At 70.2% G+C, this 18,572-nt stretch carries 17 protein-coding genes, 1 tRNA gene and 1 other RNA gene; 13 read left to right on the plus strand and 6 right to left on the minus strand.

What is annotated here, in order from left to right; all coding sequences use genetic code 11:
* The first annotated feature begins 22 nt into the window (after positions 1–22).
* Together E4M00_RS12690 and E4M00_RS12695 are read left to right on the plus strand one after the other, a co-directional pair.
* Positions 23–970 carry an NADP-dependent oxidoreductase gene (locus tag E4M00_RS12690; protein ID WP_135120873.1) on the plus strand — a complete coding sequence of 316 codons (948 nt, stop codon included), beginning with the start codon at positions 23–25 and terminating at the stop codon, positions 968–970.
* Positions 967–1,803: a putative protein N(5)-glutamine methyltransferase gene (locus tag E4M00_RS12695; protein WP_420813447.1), complete on the plus strand. Its 837-nt coding sequence runs from the start codon at positions 967–969 to the stop codon at positions 1,801–1,803. The genes E4M00_RS12690 and E4M00_RS12695 overlap by 4 nt, the downstream gene beginning before the upstream one ends.
* A 57-nt stretch (positions 1,804–1,860) precedes the next feature.
* Here the strand turns inward: E4M00_RS12695 and E4M00_RS12700 are convergent, their stop codons facing one another.
* On the minus strand, positions 1,861–2,466 hold the full coding sequence (locus E4M00_RS12700) for a hypothetical protein (protein WP_135120874.1): 606 nt from the start codon (positions 2,464–2,466) through the stop codon (positions 1,861–1,863).
* A gap of 198 nt (positions 2,467–2,664) precedes the next feature.
* Between E4M00_RS12700 and E4M00_RS12705 the strand changes: the two genes are divergently transcribed.
* Positions 2,665–3,342 (plus strand): NAD(P)H-binding protein, encoded by a 678-nt coding sequence (locus E4M00_RS12705; RefSeq protein ID WP_135120875.1) that lies wholly within the window; start codon positions 2,665–2,667, stop codon positions 3,340–3,342.
* A gap of 59 nt (positions 3,343–3,401) precedes the next feature.
* The gene (locus tag E4M00_RS12710) at positions 3,402–5,273 is read left to right on the plus strand and encodes a helicase HerA-like domain-containing protein (RefSeq protein WP_135120876.1); all 1,872 of its coding nucleotides are present in this window, start codon (positions 3,402–3,404) and stop codon (positions 5,271–5,273) included.
* A 69-nt stretch (positions 5,274–5,342) separates the two neighbouring features.
* Here the strand turns inward: E4M00_RS12710 and E4M00_RS12715 are convergent, their stop codons facing one another.
* Positions 5,343–5,753, minus strand: coding sequence for a VOC family protein (locus tag E4M00_RS12715; RefSeq protein WP_135120877.1), 411 nt, complete (start codon positions 5,751–5,753; stop codon positions 5,343–5,345).
* 5 nt (positions 5,754–5,758) lie between these two features.
* Positions 5,759–6,202 (minus strand): helix-turn-helix transcriptional regulator, encoded by a 444-nt coding sequence (locus E4M00_RS12720; protein WP_135120878.1) that lies wholly within the window; start codon positions 6,200–6,202, stop codon positions 5,759–5,761.
* Between the two features lie 200 nt (positions 6,203–6,402).
* Between E4M00_RS12720 and E4M00_RS12725 the strand changes: the two genes are divergently transcribed.
* Positions 6,403–6,885, plus strand: a complete 483-nt coding sequence (locus tag E4M00_RS12725; protein WP_135120879.1) for a DUF1801 domain-containing protein — start codon at positions 6,403–6,405, stop codon at positions 6,883–6,885.
* Positions 6,886–7,043: 158 nt separating this feature from the next.
* On the opposite strand, the gene E4M00_RS12730 is transcribed toward E4M00_RS12725, so the two are convergent.
* Positions 7,044–7,131, minus strand: a tRNA-Ser gene (locus tag E4M00_RS12730).
* A gap of 116 nt (positions 7,132–7,247) precedes the next feature.
* Here E4M00_RS12730 and ffs point away from each other — a divergent pair.
* The 5 genes from ffs to E4M00_RS12755 all read left to right on the plus strand — a co-directional run bounded on the left by ffs (position 7,248) and on the right by E4M00_RS12755 (position 13,176).
* An RNA gene (gene ffs / locus E4M00_RS12735) (signal recognition particle sRNA small type) lies at positions 7,248–7,344 on the plus strand.
* A gap of 415 nt (positions 7,345–7,759) precedes the next feature.
* Positions 7,760–9,883 carry a phosphate acetyltransferase gene (gene pta / locus E4M00_RS12740; protein ID WP_135120880.1) on the plus strand — a complete coding sequence of 708 codons (2,124 nt, stop codon included), beginning with the start codon at positions 7,760–7,762 and terminating at the stop codon, positions 9,881–9,883.
* Between the two features lie 3 nt (positions 9,884–9,886).
* The gene (locus E4M00_RS12745) at positions 9,887–11,092 is read left to right on the plus strand and encodes an acetate/propionate family kinase (protein ID WP_135120881.1); all 1,206 of its coding nucleotides are present in this window, start codon (positions 9,887–9,889) and stop codon (positions 11,090–11,092) included.
* A 207-nt stretch (positions 11,093–11,299) separates the two neighbouring features.
* The gene (locus tag E4M00_RS12750) at positions 11,300–11,896 is read left to right on the plus strand and encodes a winged helix-turn-helix domain-containing protein (RefSeq protein ID WP_135120882.1); all 597 of its coding nucleotides are present in this window, start codon (positions 11,300–11,302) and stop codon (positions 11,894–11,896) included.
* Complete coding sequence (locus E4M00_RS12755) at positions 11,893–13,176, plus strand: MFS transporter (RefSeq protein WP_167756888.1); 1,284 nt, start codon at positions 11,893–11,895, stop codon at positions 13,174–13,176. Before E4M00_RS12750 ends, E4M00_RS12755 begins: the two co-directional genes overlap by 4 nt.
* Positions 13,177–13,222: 46 nt before the next feature.
* Here the strand turns inward: E4M00_RS12755 and E4M00_RS17870 are convergent, their stop codons facing one another.
* Positions 13,223–13,384 carry a hypothetical protein gene (locus E4M00_RS17870; protein ID WP_167756889.1) on the minus strand — a complete coding sequence of 54 codons (162 nt, stop codon included), beginning with the start codon at positions 13,382–13,384 and terminating at the stop codon, positions 13,223–13,225.
* Between the two features lie 195 nt (positions 13,385–13,579).
* Between E4M00_RS17870 and E4M00_RS12760 the strand changes: the two genes are divergently transcribed.
* Together E4M00_RS12760 and recR are read left to right on the plus strand one after the other, a co-directional pair.
* A complete protein-coding gene (locus tag E4M00_RS12760; RefSeq protein WP_135120884.1) occupies positions 13,580–16,009 on the plus strand; it encodes a DNA polymerase III subunit gamma and tau in 2,430 nt (809 codons plus the stop codon).
* Positions 16,010–16,023: 14 nt separating this feature from the next.
* Positions 16,024–16,620: a recombination mediator RecR gene (gene recR, locus E4M00_RS12765; RefSeq protein WP_055825073.1), complete on the plus strand. Its 597-nt coding sequence runs from the start codon at positions 16,024–16,026 to the stop codon at positions 16,618–16,620.
* A gap of 1 nt (position 16,621) precedes the next feature.
* On the opposite strand, the gene E4M00_RS12770 is transcribed toward recR, so the two are convergent.
* A complete protein-coding gene (locus E4M00_RS12770; RefSeq protein ID WP_135120885.1) occupies positions 16,622–17,110 on the minus strand; it encodes a hypothetical protein in 489 nt (162 codons plus the stop codon).
* Between the two features lie 125 nt (positions 17,111–17,235).
* Here E4M00_RS12770 and E4M00_RS12775 point away from each other — a divergent pair, with 125 nt between their 5' ends.
* On the plus strand, positions 17,236–18,516 hold the full coding sequence (locus tag E4M00_RS12775; RefSeq protein ID WP_135120886.1) for an aspartate kinase: 1,281 nt from the start codon (positions 17,236–17,238) through the stop codon (positions 18,514–18,516).
* The last annotated feature ends 56 nt before the right edge of the window (positions 18,517–18,572 follow it).

Below are 18,572 nucleotides of genomic sequence, written 5' to 3' on the forward strand. Positions count from 1 at the left end.
GAGCCACGAGAGAAGGAACCGCATGCCCCGTGTCATGATCGCCCGCAGCTTCGACGGCCCCGAGGCGTTGGAGTCGGCCGACGAGCCCACCCGAGCACCCGGTGACGGCGAGGTCACCATCAGCGTGCTCGCGAGCGGTGTCAATCCCGCCGACGCCAAACTGCTGAACGGCGTCTGGGGCCGCAATCCCTCGCGCCTGCCGCTGCATCCGGGCAGCGAGGTCTCCGGCGTCGTCACGGCCGTGGGTCCGGATGCCGTGGGCCCGGCCGGCCCGATCACCGTCGGCGACGAGGTGATCGGCTACAGGGTCTCCGGCGGCTACGCCGAGGAGATCACCGTGGCTGCGACGTCAGTGCTCCCGAAGCCGGCGGGCCTCGGCTGGGAGGAGGCCGCCGGCCTGCTGCTGACCGGCGTGACGGCCTTCCACCTGCTCGAGGCCACGGGTGTCGGCGATGGGGACGTCGTGATCATCCACGGCGGGGCGGGGTCCGTGGGCTTCGCCGCGGTGCAGCTCGCGAAGCTGCGCGGCGCCAGGGTCATCGCCACGGCCAGTGAGCGCAACCACGGGCTGCTCGAGGCCTTCGGAGCCGAACCCATCGTCTACGGCGACGGCCTCGTCGACCGGCTGCGCGCACTGCTGCCCGACGGAGCCGACGTCGCACTCGACACCGTCGGCACCGACGAGGCGCTCGACGCCTCGGCCGCCCTCGTGGCCGACGTCGACCGCATCGCGACGGTCGCCGGCTTCGAGCGCGCCGCCGAGATCGGTGCGAAGCGTCTCGGTGGGGGTGCTGGGGCCGACCCGGGCACCGAGCTGCGGATGGCCGCTCGTCTCCCGCTCATCGAGCTCGCCGGCCGCGGCGAGCTCACAGTGCGCGTCGCGCGCACCTATCCCCTCGCCGAGGCCGCGGAGGCTCTCGCGCTCGTGGGGGAGGGCCACCCCGGCGGAAAGGTCATCCTGCTGCCGTGACGCCAGACAGCGCGATGCCCGCTCTCGTGACGCCCGCCGCCGAGGCCGCTCTCGTCGTCCGCCTGCGCGCCGCCGGCTGCGTCTTCGCCGAGGACGAGGCCGCCCTACTCATCGAGGCTGCGCGCACAGCAGAGGAGCTCGAGCTCATGGCGGGCCGCCGCGTGCACGGGGAGCCGCTCGAGGGCATCGTGGGCTGGGCCGACTTCGCCGGCCTCCGCATCGCGGTCGACCCCGGCGTCTTCGTTCCCCGGCGGCGATCGGAGGTGCTGGTGAACGAGGCCGTGGCACTCGTGGCGTCGGGTTCGTCGGCAGGTGCCGTGGTCGTCGACCTCTGCTGCGGAACGGGCGCCATCGGCACGGCCATCGCCGCCCGAGTGCCGGATGTCGAACTCCTCGCCGCCGACATCGATCCCGTCGAGGTCGCCTGCGCCCGACGCAACATCGAGCCCGCCGGGGGAACGGTCTTCCTCGGCGACCTCTACGACGCGCTGCCGGATGCCGCGCGCGGCCGGGTCGACGTCCTCGTCGTCAACGCCCCCTACGTTCCGACGGAGTCGATCGCGCTCATGCCGCCCGAGGCCCGCGTGCACGAACCGACGGTCGCACTCGACGGAGGGGCGGACGGCCTCGACATCCAGCGCAGGGTCGCCGCAGGGGCATCCGCCTGGCTGAGACCGGGCGGCCATCTGCTCATCGAGACCAGCGTTCGGCAGGCGCCGCTCACCGCGGCGATCATCGCCGATGCCGGCCTCGTGGCGCGCATCGTGCACGACGACGAGCTCGAGGGCACCGTGGTCATCGGGCGGGCGGGACTCAGCGGGCAGACGGGCTGAGTCGCGGCATCCGTCGCGCTGGTGCGATCCGAGGCCGGGAAGCCGGCTGTCGGCGCGCTACTGGTCGAAGACCCGGCGATCCGCGCTCGTGGCGAGGGTGCGCGGCGCACGCACCGCCCAGAGCGGACGCCGCTCGAACCAGGTGAGCAGTTGCGGCTCGATGCGGGTGAAGTCGGTGAGCGTCATCGGAACCGGCGCGTGCACGACCGGTGCTCCGAGACGGGCAGCCACCTGCTGGATGGCTGAGCGAGTCCAGATCTGTCCGCGCATGCGCAGCACCAGTCTGTCGCGGCCGTCGAGGGCGAACAGCTGGGGGACGGTCTCCATGCCATTGCCCGTGTACAGGTCGATGAGCAGGATGGTGTCGACGTCGCTCGAGCGCACCCGGTTGGTGAAGCCGAACGGCCAGTGGTCTTCGACACCCCAGTCGTGCAGCTGTACGTAGACGCTGCGGGAGGCGATGACGCCCACGCCGACGATGAGCATCACGAGAGCCTGGAGTGCGGTCACGATCGGCCAACTGTCCACCGGCACGCTGACCCAGTACAGCACGGCGAACACCGGCACCGTGAGCACTCCGGTGGCGACTGCGAGTTGTCCGAAAAGGGGGCTGCGAGGACGGAACGTCTGTGTACGAACGTCGGTGCCACGTACTTCGGTCATCAAAGAAACCCCCTCGATCATTGTGGGGCACAGCGAACAAGGATCGGAAGCCGCATTAACGAGGACATCGGGGGGCACGGGGTGCAGGAGCCGTCACCGTCCAGGGTGGAGCCCACAGCGATGCGCGCGGACCGGGGCGCAGAATGGGAGCTGGGCCGATCCGTCCGGGTCGCTCCCACGCGACCTCGAGGAGCTCTCATGACCCGAACGGCCATCATCGGCGGACACGGCAAGATCGCCCTGCTGCTGGCACGATCGCTGACAGATGCCGGCCACCTGGCCGTCGGCGTCATCCGCAATCCCGCGCACGCCGACGAGGTGCGCGCCGCAGGCGCTGTTCCCGTCGTGCTCGACATCGAGACCGCCTCCGCCGAGGAGCTGGCGTCGGCGCTCGCCGCCGTCTCGTCGGACGGTGACGGGGCCGTCGACGCCGTGGTCTTCGCCGCTGGAGCCGGCGGCGGATCGGGCGCCGCCCGCAAGGAGACCGTCGACCACCAGGGCTCGGTGAAGTCGATCGCGGCTGCGCGGCAGAGCGGCATCCGTCGCTTCGTGCAGATCTCGTACATCGGTGCGGATCAGGCCGACACCTCGGGCGACGAGTCGTTCGGCGCCTACCAGAAGGCCAAGAAGGCGGCGGATGACGCCCTGCGGGCGAGCGATCTCGACTGGACGATCGTGCGGCCGGGACACCTGAACGACGACGCGGCCACGGGTCGCGTGCGGATCGGCGATGACGTCACCTCGGGCTCGACGAGCCGTGCCAACACCGCCGCCGTCATCGCGGCACTGCTCGAGGGGCCCGTGGCGCTCGGCGGAGTGCTGAACGTCATCGACGGCGACACCCCGATCGCCGAGGCACTCGCCTCGCTCGACTGACCCGCTCCCCGCCACGGGCTACCCCCGAACAGGGTGCGGCCCGTGGCTAGGATCGAGCCATGAGCGACGAGGTTCAGAATGCCCAGGCTGCCGCCATCGCGGCCGCCGAGGAAGCGGAGCGGCTGCAGGCTGCGGCCCATGAGGCCATCCTGAAGGCGCAGCAGGCGGCCGAGCTCGCCCGGGCAGCGGCCGAGGCGCAGGTGGCTGCGGGCGCGGTCGAGGGGCAGGCGACTGCGGGCGCGGCCGAGGGTGCAGGCGCGGCGGCCGCGGCATCCGTTCCCCCGAGCGCCTCGGGTCCGCTCGACCCCGAGCAGGTCGAGGCGATCCGTGCGGGGTACGAGATCAGCGGCGCCGCGCTCGAGATGGGTTCCCTCGTCAACGGAGATCCTCTCGCCGACGTGCAGGTGCGCATCCCGCTCGCCATGATGAATCGCCACGGGCTGGTGGCCGGCGCCACCGGAACCGGCAAGACGCGCACTCTGCAGGGCCTCGCCGAGCAGTTGTCGGCCCACGGCGTCGCCGTGTTCGCCGCCGACATCAAGGGCGACCTGTCCGGCGTCGCGACACCCGGGGTGTCGAGCGAGAAGCTCCTCGCCCGCACCCAGGGCATCGGCCAGGACTGGACGCCGGCGAGCTTCCCGGTGGAGTACTTCTCGCTCGGCGGCGTGGGCAACGGCGTTCCGATCCGCGCCACCCTCGCCGGATTCGGTCCGCTGCTGCTCAGCAAGGCTCTCGGCCTCAATGCCACCCAGGAGTCGAGCCTCGGGCTCGTGTTCCACTACGCCGAGGAGAAGGGGCTGGCGCTGCTCGACCTCGCCGACCTGCGCGCCGTTCTCACCTACCTCGTCGGCGACGAGGGCAAGGCCGAGCTCGTGGGCCTCGGCGGTCTCTCCAGTGCCACCGTCGGCGTGATCCTGCGCGAACTCATCGTCTTCGCGGACGGGGGAGCGGATGTGTTCTTCGGCGAACCCGAGATCGACACCGCCGAGTTCCTGCGCCTGGCGTCGGACGGACGCGGCATCATCAGCCTGCTGGAGGTTCCCGGCGTCGCCGACAAGCCGGCGCTGTACTCGACCTTCCTGATGTGGCTGCTCGCCGACCTGTTCAACGACCTGCCCGAGGTGGGCGACCTCGACAAGCCCAAGCTGGTGTTCTTCTTCGACGAGGCCCACCTGCTCTTCACCGATGCGTCGAAGGACTTCCTCGCCCAGGTCGTGCAGACGGTGCGTCTCATCCGGTCGAAGGGCGTCGGCATCTTCTTCGTGACCCAGACCCCGAAGGACGTACCGGCCGACGTGCTCGCCCAGCTCGGCTCCAGGGTGCAGCACCAGCTGCGTGCGTTCACGCCCGACGACGCCAAGGCCCTGCGAGCCACGGTGACGACCTACCCGAAGTCGGGCTACGACCTCGGTGAGGTGCTCACCACCCTCGGCACCGGCGAGGCCATCGTCACCGTCATGAACGAGAAGGGCGCACCGAGCCCCGTCGCCTGGACGCGTCTGCGTGCACCGCAGGGTCTGATGTCGCCGACGCCCGAGCCCGAGATCGCGGCTGCCGTCGCGGCATCGCCGCTGCAGGCCGTGTACGGAACCGCGGTCGACCGGGAGTCGGCATCCGAGATCCTCACGACCAAGATGAATGCGGCGGCTGCAGCTGCCCAGGCCGTCGCCGATGCCGAGGCCGCGAAGAAGGCCGAGGCAGAGTACGCCAAGCAGGCGGCGGCGATCAAGAAGCAGACCGACGCCGAGGCCGCAGCGCGTGCCAAGGCCAGGCGCACGGCGGATGCCGAGGCAGCTCGAGCCGCGAAGGAGCAGGCGGCGAGGGCGAAGGCGCAGGGCAGGGTCATCAAGGACGTGCTCGGGTCGCCGGCCACCCGCACCATCCTCACGGGGGTGCTGGCGGGCATCTTCGGGACGCGCAAGCGGCGCTGAGCCGACCGATCGGCCGTCGAGTGGGTGCCGGCCGTCAGATCGATGCCGGAGACAGGGTGCTCCCTGTGCTCAGTGCAGTTGCTGGATGCGGATGAGGTTGCCCGCCGGGTCGCGGAAGGCGCAATCGCGCAGGCCGTAGTCCTGGTCCATCGGCTCCTGCACGACCTCGGCATCGCTCGCCTCGATCCGCTCGAACACGGCATCGAGGTCGTCCGTCGCCAGGAGGACGCCGGCGAAGGTGCCCTTGGCCATCATCTCGGCGATGGCGTCGGCTTCAGCGTCGGTGATGCCCGGGTCGGCCGTGGGCGGCTGGAGCACGATGGAGGTGCCCGGCTGACCCGGAGCACTGACCGTGATCCACCGCATCCCCGCGTAACCGACGTCGTTCAGCACCTCGAAGCCGAGCACATCACGGTAGAACGCCAGGGAGGCATCCGGGTCGGTGTGGGGAAGGTAGCTCGCGTGAATGGTGATCTTCATGGCGCTCACGCTACGGGGAGGGCTGCTCCGCGCTCTTCTCGATTCCTGATCGGTCGGGTCACGACGCGCGTGACGCAGGCGGGCATTCCGGCCGTGGTGTCGGCCCCGCGACGGTAGACGCTGGGGGAGACCCCGACGAGTTCGCTGAATCGCGTGCTGAAGGTGCCGAGCGACGAGAACCCGACGGCGAAGCAGATCTCCGTGACGCTGAGGTCGTCGCGGCGGAGGAGGGTCATGGCGCGCTCGATGCGTCTGGTCATCAGGTAGCGGTAGGGCGCCTCACCGTAGGCGAGCTTGAACGCTCGGCTGAGGTGTCCGCTCGACAGGTTCACGCCGCGTGCGAGCGCTTCGATGTCGAGTGGCGACGCGTACTCCCGATCGATCCGGTCGCGCACTCGACGCAGCAGCACGAGATCGTTCCGCCGGTTCTCGGGCGTCGTCCTGGGCATTGCTTCCTCCGCGGTCGCCTTCGGGGGCCCGGATGCCGTTTCCGGGTGCACTCACTCTGCCACGATCCGCGCTGGGCGGAGCGGCGTGCACGGCCCGGCCCGACCGGGGCCTGAACGATCAGGAATCGAGAAGCGGGGGCCGATGGCGTGCCGCTACCGTGATCGGACACCGACGATGAGCGACGTGAGGACACCAAGACATGAGCACCCCATCCCAGACGAGCAGGAAGCCCGATGACGGAGCGAGCGCATCGGGAGGGTTCTCCGCCGAGGAACGCGTCGCGATGAAGCAGCGGGCCGCCGAGCTCAAGGCCGAGGCGCGACGGGGGAGTGCCGCCGAGAAGGCGGCGGCCGAGGAGGCCGCTGTGATGGCGAAGATCGCCGCCATGCAGCAGCCCGATCGCGACCTAGCGGAACGCCTCCATGCGATCGTGACGGATGCCGCCCCCGAACTCTCGCCGAAGCTCTACTACGGCCAGCCGGGGTGGGCGCAGAACGGGAAGGTCATCGTCTTCTTCCGGAGCGGGCTGGACGACAAGGCGCGCTATTCGACTCTCGGCTTCAGCGTCAACGCGAAGCTCGACGACGATGCCGGTCTCTGGCCGAGCTCCTATGCCCTCGATCACCTGACCGATGAGAGTGCAGAGCTCATCGGGCGGATGGTCCGGAGGGCCGTGGGCTGATCGGGTCGGCATCCGGAACCAGAAAAGGCCCGCTCGTGTGAGCGGGCCTTTCCTTATGCGGAGAATGGGGGATTCGAACCCCGGCTGTGGGCGCTGCGCGTCACCCGTGCGGCATCCGGAACCAGAAAAGGCCCGCTCGTGTGAGCGGGCCTTTTCAATGGCGGAGAATGGGGGATTCGAACCCCCGAGGGCTTTCACCCAACACGCTTTCCAAGCGTGCGCCATAGGCCACTAGGCGAATTCTCCTGGTCGATCGCGTTCCCGAAGGAAACGACCTCAGAGAATCTTACCCGACGCTGAGGGCTCCGGATGCCGCGAGCCATCCTGTGCGCCGAGCACGCCATTCATCCCGTAAACTGTTCCTCGGCTCCTCGCGTGGCGCCATCCAGGCCAACTCCCCCAGGGCGGAAACGCAGCAAGGGTAACCGGGCTCTGACGGGTGCGCGAGGGGTCACCTCTCTTTAACGGCCCGCGCGGGTAACCGGGACGCTGCTGATGTGCCGAGGTGCGCGAGGGGTCACCTCTCTCTAACGGGCCGCGCGGGTAACCGGGACTGTGCTGATGTACCGAGGTGCGCGAGGGGTCACCTCTCTTTAACGGGCCACGGGGCCCGCGCGGGCTGGCCGGCCACCGCGTTTACAGGATCAGGGCGCCGTTGAGTGCTCAGGCGGGCACATCCTCGGCCTCATCCTGCATACCTGGCGGCGGCAGATGCAGGACCACAGCCGTTTCGAGCTCCCCGGAGGCTCGAAACGCCGCCCATCCTGCATCTGCGGGGCGAGGGTTGCCGGTGAGGGTGAACTCCGCCTGAAAGGTCACCGCAAGCTGCACATTCGCTGAGCGTCGGCAGCGAGCGCGCCCGTAGGCTGGGAGGGTGGCGCGAAGCATCTACCTGAGCTCTGCCGAAGGGCATACCGGCAAGTCGACGATCGCGCTCGGAATCCTGGCGACGCTGACCCGCACGACGGCGAAGGTCGGGGTCTTCCGGCCCATCGCACGCTCCACCGCCGAGCGGGACTACGTTCTCGACCTGCTGCTCGAGCAGTCGACGGCCGGCCTCGACTACGACACCTGCGTCGGAGTCACGTACGACGATGTGCACACGGATCCGGATGCCGCCCTCTCCCGCATCGTCGAGCGCTACAAGGCCGTCGAGGCCGCGTGCGACGCCGTCGTCATCGTCGGCAGCGACTACACCGACGTCGGAAGCCCCACCGAGCTCGGCTACAACGCCCGCATCGCCGCCAACCTCGGCGCCCCCGTGCTGCTCGCCCTCGGCGGCCGCCACACCCAGAGCGGCGTGGGCGAGGCCCTCGGCCGCGCCGAAGCCCGCACGGCCGACGACATGCGCCAGTTCGCCGAGCTGTCGCTCGCCGAGCTCCGCGTCGAGCACGCCTCGCTGCTCGCCGTCATCGTCAACCGTGCCGATCCCGAGAACCTCGAGGAGATCGTCTCGGCTGTGGCATCCGCGATCCCCGGAACGACGGATGTTCCCGTCTGGGCCATTCCCGAAGACCCCGTGCTCGTGGCACCGACCATGGGCGCCATCCTCGAGGCCACCGACGGCACCCTCATCAAGGGCGACAAGGAGCTGCTGTCACGCGAGGCCCTCGGCGTGGTCGTCGCCGCGATGTCGATGGACAACGTGCTGCCCCGCCTCGTCGACGGTGCTGTCGTCGTCGTCCCGGGCGACCGCACCGATGTGCTCCTCGCCGTGCTGCTGGCCAACGCGTCGGGAACGTTCCCGTCGCTCGCCGGCATCGTGCTGAACGGCGGCTTCGAGCTGCCCGAGCCCATCGAGCGCCTCATCGAGGGCGTGCGCTCGCCGCTGCCCGTGATCAGCACGCCGCTCACCACCTACGAGACCGCGGTGCGCATCACGCACACGCGTGGCCGGCTCGCCGCGGAGTCGCGCAACAAGTTCGACACCGCCCTCGCCCTGTTCGAGCAGAACATCGACGGCGACGCCCTCATCGAGCTGCTCGACCTCAACCGCTCCAGCGTCATCACGCCGCTCATGTTCGAGTACGGCCTCATCGAGCGCGCGCGCTCCGAGCGCCGCCGCATAGTGCTGCCCGAGGGCAACGACGACCGCATCCTGCGTGCGGCGGCCACGGTACTGGCGCGCGGCATCGCCGACATCACGATCCTGGGCGAGCCGTTCGAGGTGCGCTCGCGGGCCATCGAGCTCGGACTCGACATCGCCGCGGCCGACGTCGTGAGTCCCTTCGACGACGTGCTGCGCTTCAAGTTCGCCAACAGCTACGCCGAGCTGCGCGCCTACAAGGGCAAGGCCGCTCCCACGGTCGAGCAGGCGCGGGACACCGTCACCGATGTCTCCTACTTCGGCACCATGATGGTGCACCTGGGCCTCGCCGACGGCATGGTCTCCGGTGCGGCGCACACCACGGCGCACACCATCCGTCCCGCCTTCGAGATCATCAAGACCCGGCCGGGCGTCGGAGTGGTGTCGAGCGTGTTCCTCATGGCCCTAGCCGATCGGGTGCTGGTCTACGGCGACTGCGCCGTCATCCCCGACCCCACCTCCGAGCAGCTCGCCGACATCGCCGTCTCGTCCGCGGGCACCGCCGAGCAGTTCGGCATCGAGCCGCGCGTGGCGATGCTCTCGTACTCCACCGGCGAGTCGGGATCGGGTGCCGACGTCGAGAAGGTGCGCGATGCCACGGCCATAGTTCGGGAACGGATGCCCGACCTCCTCGTCGAGGGACCCATCCAGTACGACGCAGCGGCCGATGCCGCCGTCGCCGCCGCGAAGGCGCCCCACTCGGCCGTCGCCGGTCGCGCGACGGTGTTCATCTTCCCCGACCTCAACACCGGCAACAACACCTACAAGGCCGTGCAGCGCAGTGCCGGCGCCGTCGCCATCGGGCCGGTGCTCCAGGGCCTCAACAAGCCGATCAACGACCTCTCCCGAGGAGCGACAGTGCAGGACATCGTGAACACCGTGGCCATCACCGCGATCCAGGCAGCGGGCTGAGTCGTGGCATCCGTTCTCGTCGTCAATTCCGGGTCGTCGTCGTTCAAGTACCAGCTCATCGATTCCGAGAGCGAGCGGATGCTGGCCACCGGCCTCGTCGAGCGCATCGGCGAGGCGCAGGGCCGCGCCGTGCACACAGTGGTGGCCAGTGACGGCGCCGAGGAGAAGTCGGAGCGCGAGCTGCCGATCGCCGACCACACGGCGGGCTTCGCGGTGATGCTCGACGCCATCGCCGACCTGGGGCCGTCGCTGGAGACGCATCCGGTCATCGCAGTCGGCCACCGCGTGGTGCAGGGCGGCGCACGCTTCTTCGAGCCGACCGTCATCACCGACCTGGTGCGCATCAACATCGACGAGCTGTCGAGCCTCGCGCCCCTGCACAACCCGGCCAACCTCGAGGGCATCGTCGCGGCGCAGAAGGCCTTCCCCGGCGTGCCGCACGTCGCCGTCTTCGACACGGCGTTCCACCAGACCCTGCCGCCCGCCGCCTACACCTACGCGATCGACGCCGAGCTGGCGGCCAAGCACCGGGTGCGCCGCTACGGCTTCCACGGCACCTCCCACCGCTTCGTGTCGCACGCCGCCGCCGAGTTCCTCGGACGCGACGTCGGCGACATCAACCAGATCGTGCTGCATCTCGGCAACGGGGCGTCGGCCTGCGCCGTCGCCGGTGGCCGCTCGGTCGAGACGAGCATGGGCATGACGCCGCTCGAGGGACTCGTCATGGGCACGCGTTCCGGCGACATCGACCCCGCCGTGCTGCTGCACCTGCAGCGCCGGGCCAAGCTCAGCATCGACGAGGTCGACGACCTGCTCAACAAGCGCAGTGGCCTGCTCGGGCTGAGCGGACGCGGCGACATGCGGGACGTCGTCGACGCCTCACTGGACGGCGACGCGGATGCCGCCCTCGCCCTCGACGTCTACGTGCATCGGCTGCGCGGCTACGTCGGCAACTACTTCGCCCAGCTCGGTCGCGTCGATGCCGTGGTGTTCACGGCCGGAGTGGGGGAGAACTCGCCGGTCATCCGCGCCCGAGCGCTCGAGGGTCTCGAGTCGTTCGGCATCCGGATCGACGCGGAGCGGAACGAGGCGCGTTCGCGTGCCGCACGGGTGATCTCGACGGACGACTCGACCGTGGCCGTGCTCGTGGTTCCCACGAACGAGGAGCTCGAGATCGCCCGGCAGACGCTGGCAGTCACGCGCGCCTGAGCTCGCTGAGGGCCGAGCGAAGCGACCGCCCGAAGCGCCCCCGCTCCGCTCGCTGAGGGCCGAGCGGAGCGACCGCCCGAAGCGTCGCCGACGCGCAGCCGCTGCTCGGAAGCGCTTCGACCGCGGACTTCGTCCGGACCTCAGCGCGCGGGGACCTATTCCACAAGAACCATTGCACAACAGTTCTTGTGGAACTAGAGTGGCCTCATGAGCAGCGACATCGAGCAGCCAGCACCCGCGCCGGCGGCATCCGTCACGGTCACCGACCCCAAGTCGATGCGCGCCCTCGCGCACCCTCTGCGGCTGAAGCTGCTCGGCCTGCTGCGCTCCGACGGGCCCGCTCCGGTCGGTCGCCTGGCCGACGCCGTCGACGAGGCCCCCGGCACCGTCAGCTACCACCTCGGAACCCTGGCCAAGTGGGGCTACGTCGTCGAGGCGCCCGAGCTGGCGAGCGACGGACGAGAGCGCTGGTGGCGCGCTGCGCACGAGACCACCCACTTCGAGCCGCTCGAACTCCGTGACGATCCCGCCCAGCTCGCGGCATCCGTCGCCATGCGGCAGATGTTCCTGCAGCACAACCTCTCCGAACAGCTGCAGGCTCTCGAGGCCGAGGCGACTCTCGAGAGCGAGTGGCTCGCGGCATCGAGCAGCGGCGACTTCCTCGCCCACCTCACCCTCGACGAGTTCGCCGAGATGACCGGCGAGTTCGACGCGCTCGTGTCGAAATGGTCGGACCGGGGACGCGCCACCCGCGAGGGCACCCGCACCGTGCGCTACCTCTACAACGCGTTCCCGCGACCATGACCGAGGAGATGACGACGGATGCCGCGCTCGCTCCGCGCCGCCGGCTGCCGCTCGTCGCGCTGCTGACCGCGCAGCTCGTGTCGCTCGCCGGCAACGCCGTCACGGTGATCGCCGTGCCGCTCTACGTGCTGCAGACCACGGGCTCGCCCGTCGCCACAGGCGTGGCCGGAGTGTTCGCGACGGTGCCCATCGTGGTCGGGGGCGCGCTCGGAGGGGTGATCGTCGACAGGTTCGGATTCCGCCTCTCGAGCATCGTGGCCGACTTGGCCAGCGGGCTCACGGTGCTCGCCATCCCGGTACTCGCCGCGACCGTCGGGTTGCCGTTCTGGGCGCTGCTGTTCCTCGTCTTCCTCAGCGGGCTCCTCGACACCCCGGGCGACTCGGCGCGGGCATCGCTCGTGCCCGACCTCGCGCGCCTCGGCAGGGTGCCGATCACGCGTGCCGCCGGGGCGCAGAGCGCCATCGAGCGGTCGGCGCGCCTGCTCGGCGCGGCGGTGGCCGGTGGCCTGGTCGTGCTGGTCGGCCCGCTCGGCGCGCTCTTCATCGATGCCGGCACCTTTCTCGTCTCGGCGCTGATCGTGGCGGTGCTGGTGCCGCGCGCGGGCCGCGCCGGCGACGGCGGCAGCACGGCCGAACGGCATCCGGAGTCCTATCTCTCCGGACTGACAGCCGGGTTCCGCTTCCTGTGGGAGAACCGCCTGATCCGCGCCGTGGTGCTGCTCGTCACCGCGACCAACGCGATCGACGTGGCGGGCATGACGGTGCTGAAGCCCGTCTACGCCACGACGGTGCTCGGGGATCCTGCGACGCTCGGCGCCATGATCGCCTGCTTCGCCGGCGGAGCGCTCGTCGGGTCGGTGGTGTTCGCGAGCGTCGGTCATCGGCTGGCCGGCCGGGCGCTGTTCGTCGCCTGCTTCGCTGTGGCCGGCGTATTGCCGTACTCCGCGATGGCGCTCGAGATCCCCTTCCTCGCGCTGCTGGCCGTGATGCTCGTCTCGGGCTTCGCGGCGGGCGCGATCAACCCGATGATCTCGACGGTGATGTACGGAACGATCCCGGCGACGATGCGGGCGCGGGTCTTCGGGGCGACATCGGCCGGGGTCGCCGCGACGATGCCGCTCGGTGCGTTCGCCGCCGGCGTGGCCGTCGAGGTCGTCGGCCTGCAGGCGACTCTCGTGGCTGCTGCCGTGCTCTACGGATGCCTCACCCTCACGCCGCTGTTCGACCGCTCGTTCCACGGATTGGCGGCGGCGCGCATGGAGACCTCACCGCACGCCTGACTCCCTGCATCCGGAGTCGATTCCGGATGCGGCAGCTCGGGGGAGCTCAGCCCTGGTTGCGTCGGCGCAGGCCGAGGTAGAGCGCGACTCCGGTCAACAGCGCGCCCGCCGCAACGACGACGGAGAGGCCCGGATTCATGCCGGAGGTCGCCAACAGAGAGGTGCTCGTGTGCAGCGTCGACGCAGCGTGGTACAGCATGACGATCACCGGCTTTCGGGTAGCGGTGTCGCGCGGGGTGCGCGAGAGATGGGGTATCTCGATGGCAACACCAGAATCCTCGAGATCACTGGGAAAACGACCCGATCTCGCCGTGAAAGGGGCGTTTGTGCCCACCACTGGGGGAGTCCACAGGGCCTCGCGGGCGCGGGCGGGAATGTCGGCGGCGCCGACTACTCTTGAACCGTGGTCACCGCCCTGTATCGCCGCTATCGGCCCGAGACGTTCTCCGAGATGATCGGGCAGTCCCAGGTGACCGATCCGCTCATGACAGCCCTGCGCGCAGACCGGGTGAATCACGCCTATCTCTTCAGCGGGCCCCGCGGATGCGGCAAGACGACATCGGCCCGCATCCTGGCGCGCTGCCTCAACTGCGCCGAGGGTCCCACCGACACTCCCTGTGGAAAGTGCGACAGCTGCATCGAGCTCTCGCGCGCCGGCGGCGGATCGCTCGACGTCGTCGAGATCGACGCGGCGAGCCACAACGGCGTCGACGATGCCCGCGACCTGCGGGAGCGGGCCATCTTCGCTCCGGCCCGCGACCGCTACAAGATCTTCATCCTCGACGAGGCCCACATGGTCACGCCGCAGGGCTTCAACGCCCTGCTCAAGCTGGTCGAAGAGCCGCCCGAGCACGTCAAGTTCATCTTCGCGACGACCGAGCCCGAGAAGGTGCTCGGCACCATCCGCTCGCGCACGCACCACTACCCGTTCCGGCTGGTGCCGCCGGCCCAGATGCTCGAGTACGTGCAGAAGCTCTGCGACGAGGAGGGCGTGAAGGTCGCTCCGGGCGTGCTCCCGCTCGTCGTCCGTGCCGGGGGCGGTTCCCCGCGCGACACCCTCTCGCTGCTCGACCAGCTCATGGCCGGGTCCGAAGACTCCACGGTCGACTACGAGCGCGCCGTCGCCCTGCTCGGCTTCACCCACGGTGCCCTGCTCGACGAGATCATCGACGCCATCGCGGCCCGTGACGCAGCGGGAGCCTTCGCCGGCATCGACCGCGTCATCCAGACCGGCCAAGACCCGCGACGGTTCGTCGAAGACCTGCTCGAGCGCCTGCGCGACCTCATCGTCGTCGGCGCGACCACGGCCAAGGGTGCCGCGGCCGTGCTGCGCGGTGTCCCGCAGGACGAACTCGACCGCATGGGCGTGCAGGCCACGGCCTTCGGCCAGGCCGAGCTCTCGCGCACCGCAGACATCGTGAACGCCGCCCTCACCGAGATGACCGGCGCCACGTCGCCGCGCCTGCACCTCGAGCTGCTCGTCGCCCGTGCCCTCGTGCCGGCGGCCGACGACACCGAGCGCGGCGCCCTCGCCCGGGTCGAGCGCCTGGAGCGTCGTGTCGGGGTGACGGATGCCGCCCCCGCCGCAGCGTCCGCAGGCAGGGGCAGCGGCGCAGTCGCCGCCGAGGCTCAGGTGCCGGCTCCCGCCCCCGCCCCTGTCGCGCCTGCAGCGCCGGCTGCCGCCGTTGCACCTGCAGCACCTTCCGCCGCCAGAGGCGGCGACACTGTCGCCGCCGGAGCCCCATCCCCGGCGCCCACCCCCGCACCCGACTCCGCTGACCGAGGCAGCGACACTGTCGTCGCCGAAGCCGAGAAGGCTGTGCCGGCCGCATCCGAACCCGCCGCGACCGCCGCCGCCGTGCGCACCACCCCCGTCGGTCCCGTCACGTTCGCCCAGGTCAAAGACGCCTGGCCCGAGGTGCTCGAGGCCGTCAAGGTCGCCAGCCTCAATGCCTGGATGGTCGTCTTCACGGCCCAGGTGCGCGAACTCCGCGACGACGACGTGCTCGTTCTCGGTTTCCCGAGCCAGAAAGACGTCGCGGCGCTCAAGCAGCAGGCCGCCCCCGGCCAGGGCGTCGGCGATCACCTCAAGCGCGCCGTGTCCGACATCCTCGGCTTCACCCCGAAGCTCATCGCCCGCGTCGAGACTCCCGGCGGCCCCGGCGGCCCCGGCGGCCCCGGCGGCTCGGGAACGCCCGATGTCACGACGCCTCCCGCCGGTGATCCGGGCGGTGCCGCAGCCACGGCTGCCCCGTCGAGCGGCGCTCCTGCCGCGCCGGCCGCATCCCCGTCGGCGCGCACGCAGATCCCCGCGACCGGCGCGCCATCGGCGTCTGCTCCATCGACATCCGCGGCATCCGCCCCCGTCGACTCCGCAGACGGCTGGGCGACCATCGCGATCCCCGGTGCCGGAGCACCCGCACCGGCGGCGGCTGACGCGCCCGCTCCAGCTCCCCAGCAGCCGACGCAGCCGAAGGCCGCAGCAGGAGCCGCCGCGCCGATTCAGGCCCCCACGGCGGCGGCCGTTCCGGCAGCGTCGGCCCCGTCCGATGACGAGCCGCCGTTCGACGATGTGCCCCCGCCCTTCGACGACGAGCCGCCCTATGACCCCGGCCTCCCCGAAGACCCCGGCCCCCGCTACGACACCGCTCCTCAGCGCCCGGCACCCGCTGGCCCGCGCCAGAAGCAGGGCGCACAGCAGTCTGCGCGCGGTCAGCGCCCGGCGGCCCCCGGTCAGCGCTACGGCGAGTCCGTCGTGCGCGAGGTGCTCGGCGCCACCTTCCTCGAGGAGCAGCCGCACACCCCCAAGACCGGCTTCCGCGAGCGGGCATAGGGGCGAGAAGAGACATGTACGAGGGAATCGTCCAAGACCTGATCGACGAGCTCGGCCGACTGCCGGGCATCGGTCCGAAGTCGGCACAGCGCATCGCGTTCCACATCCTGCAGACGCAGAGTTTCGATGTCGCGCGCCTCGCCGAGATCCTCACGACGGTGCGCGAGCGGGTCAAGTTCTGCAGCATCTGCGGCAACATCTCCGAACAGGACACCTGCACGATCTGCCGTGACCCCCGGCGCGACCCGGCTCTCATCTGCGTGGTCGAGGAGGCGAAGGACGTCGTCGCCATCGAGCGCACCCGCGAGTTCCGCGGGCTCTACCACGTGCTCGGCGGTGCCATCAGCCCGATCGACGGCATCGGCCCCGACGACCTCAGCATCCGCCAGCTCATGCAGCGGCTCGCCGACGGCACCGTGCAGGAGGTCATCATCGCCACCGACCCGAACCTCGAGGGCGAGGCCACGGCCACCTACCTGTCGCGTCTGCTCACGACGCTCGAGATCCGCGTCACACGGTTGGCGTCGGGGCTGCCCGTCGGTGGCGACCTCGAGTACGCCGACGAGGTCACCCTCGGTCGTGCCTTCGAGGGCCGGCGCTCGGTCAGCTGAGCTACCGCAGGATCTCCACCAGGGCGATCCACGACAGCAGCACTGCCGAGAGGATGGCGAGGATGCTGCCGATGGCCACGCCGTAGTAGCCGCCGGCGTCTCCGAGGAGAAGAAGGACGGAGCCGACGCCGAAGGCGACCAGTGGCGCGATCCCGGCGGCGTTCTTGAGCAGCGGGCTCCCGTTTGCGCGGTTCTCGCGCACGATCGCCCGTGCCGCGGCGAACTCCAGCCATGTCGCCACAACGGTTCCCACCAGGATCTCCAGTCCGAGTGCCCAGAGCGGTTGACGGGGGATCAACGCGAGGCAGGATGCCGTCACGCCGAGCATGAGCGCTCCGATGGACGCTGCCGCCCGCGCCGGGATGGTCGCGGTCTGCAGGATCTCGCGGATGTTCACCGACATCGCCACGATGATGAGGCCCGCCAGCGCCGCGCCGGCCCCCGCGATCGCCAGGTTGAACTCGGTCCAGCCCTCGAGCATGGTGTCCATGCGCGGCACTCTACCGCTGCACGTCGCCGCGCGGCATCCGCAGCCCCCACCGTCACATAGCGCAGAGGGCATATGCGCGCCGTTTATGATGGGGGTTCCGCCTCGTCCCACCCCAGGAGTTGTTCGTGAGCTTGATCGTGCAGAAGTTCGGCGGTTCCTCCGTGGCCGATGCCGAGAGCATCAAGCGGGTCGCCAAGCGCATCGTCGAGACGCATCGCGAGGGCAATGAGGTCGTCGTGGCCGTCAGCGCCATGGGCGACACCACCGACGACCTGCTCGATCTCGCGCACGAGGTCACGCCGATCCCGGCGCCCCGTGAGCTCGACATGCTCCTCACAGCAGGCGAGCGCATCTCGATGGCGCTTCTCGCCATGGCCATCCGCAGCCTCGGCTACGACGCCCGATCCTTCACCGGCAGTCAGGCCGGCATGATCACGGATGCCCAGCACGGTGCAGCGCGCATCGTCGATGTCACCCCCGGCCGACTCCGCGAGGCCCTCGACGAGGGCGCCATCGCCATCGTCGCCGGCTTCCAGGGCTTCAGCCGCGAGTCGCGCGACATCACCACGCTCGGCCGCGGCGGATCCGACACGACGGCCGTCGCCCTCGCCGCAGCCCTCGGCGCCGACATCTGCGAGATCTACACCGACGTCGACGGCATCTTCACCTCGGACCCGCGCATCGTGAAGCGGGCCCGCAAGATCGACCGCATCACGAGCGAGGAGATGCTTGAGCTCGCCGGATCCGGTGCCAAGGTGCTGCACATCCGCGCCGTCGAGTACGCCCGGCGTCACAACGTCACCCTGCACGTCCGCTCCTCGTTCAACTACAACGTGGGCACCATCGTCTACGACCCCCAGAAGCTGCCAGAGGGAGAAGAGTCCACCATGGAAGAGTCGATCATCGCCGGAGTCGCGACCGACCTCAGCCAGGCCAAGATCACCGTCGTCGGGGTTCCCGACGTTCCGGGCGTCGCCGCGAAGCTGTTCAAGATCGTGGCGAACACCAACGCCAACGTCGACATGATCGTGCAGAACGTGTCTGCAGCGTCGACCGGACGCACCGACATCTCGTTCACCCTGCCGAAGGACGACGGGCAGAAGGCCATCACCGCCCTCAGCAACGCGCAGGACGGCATCGGCTTCGAGAGCCTGCAGTACGACGACCAGATCGGCAAGCTGGCCGTGGTGGGCAACGCCATGCGCACCAACTCGGGCGTCTCGGCAACCCTGTTCGAGGCCCTCTACGAGGCCGGCATCAACATCGAGATGATCTCGACCTCCGAGATCCGCATCTCCATCGTCACCCGCGCCGACTCCATCAACGACGCCGTGCGCGCGGTGCACACGGCCTTCGGCCTCGACGCCGAGGACGAGGCCGTCGTGCACGGAGGAACCGGCCGCTAGGGTCCGGATGCACCGGAGCCGCGTCGTGGCATCCGTCGGGCACAGCAGCCCACCGG

The organism is Orlajensenia leifsoniae (assembly GCF_004570845.1).
Lineage (GTDB): Bacteria > Actinomycetota > Actinomycetes > Actinomycetales > Microbacteriaceae > Orlajensenia > Orlajensenia leifsoniae.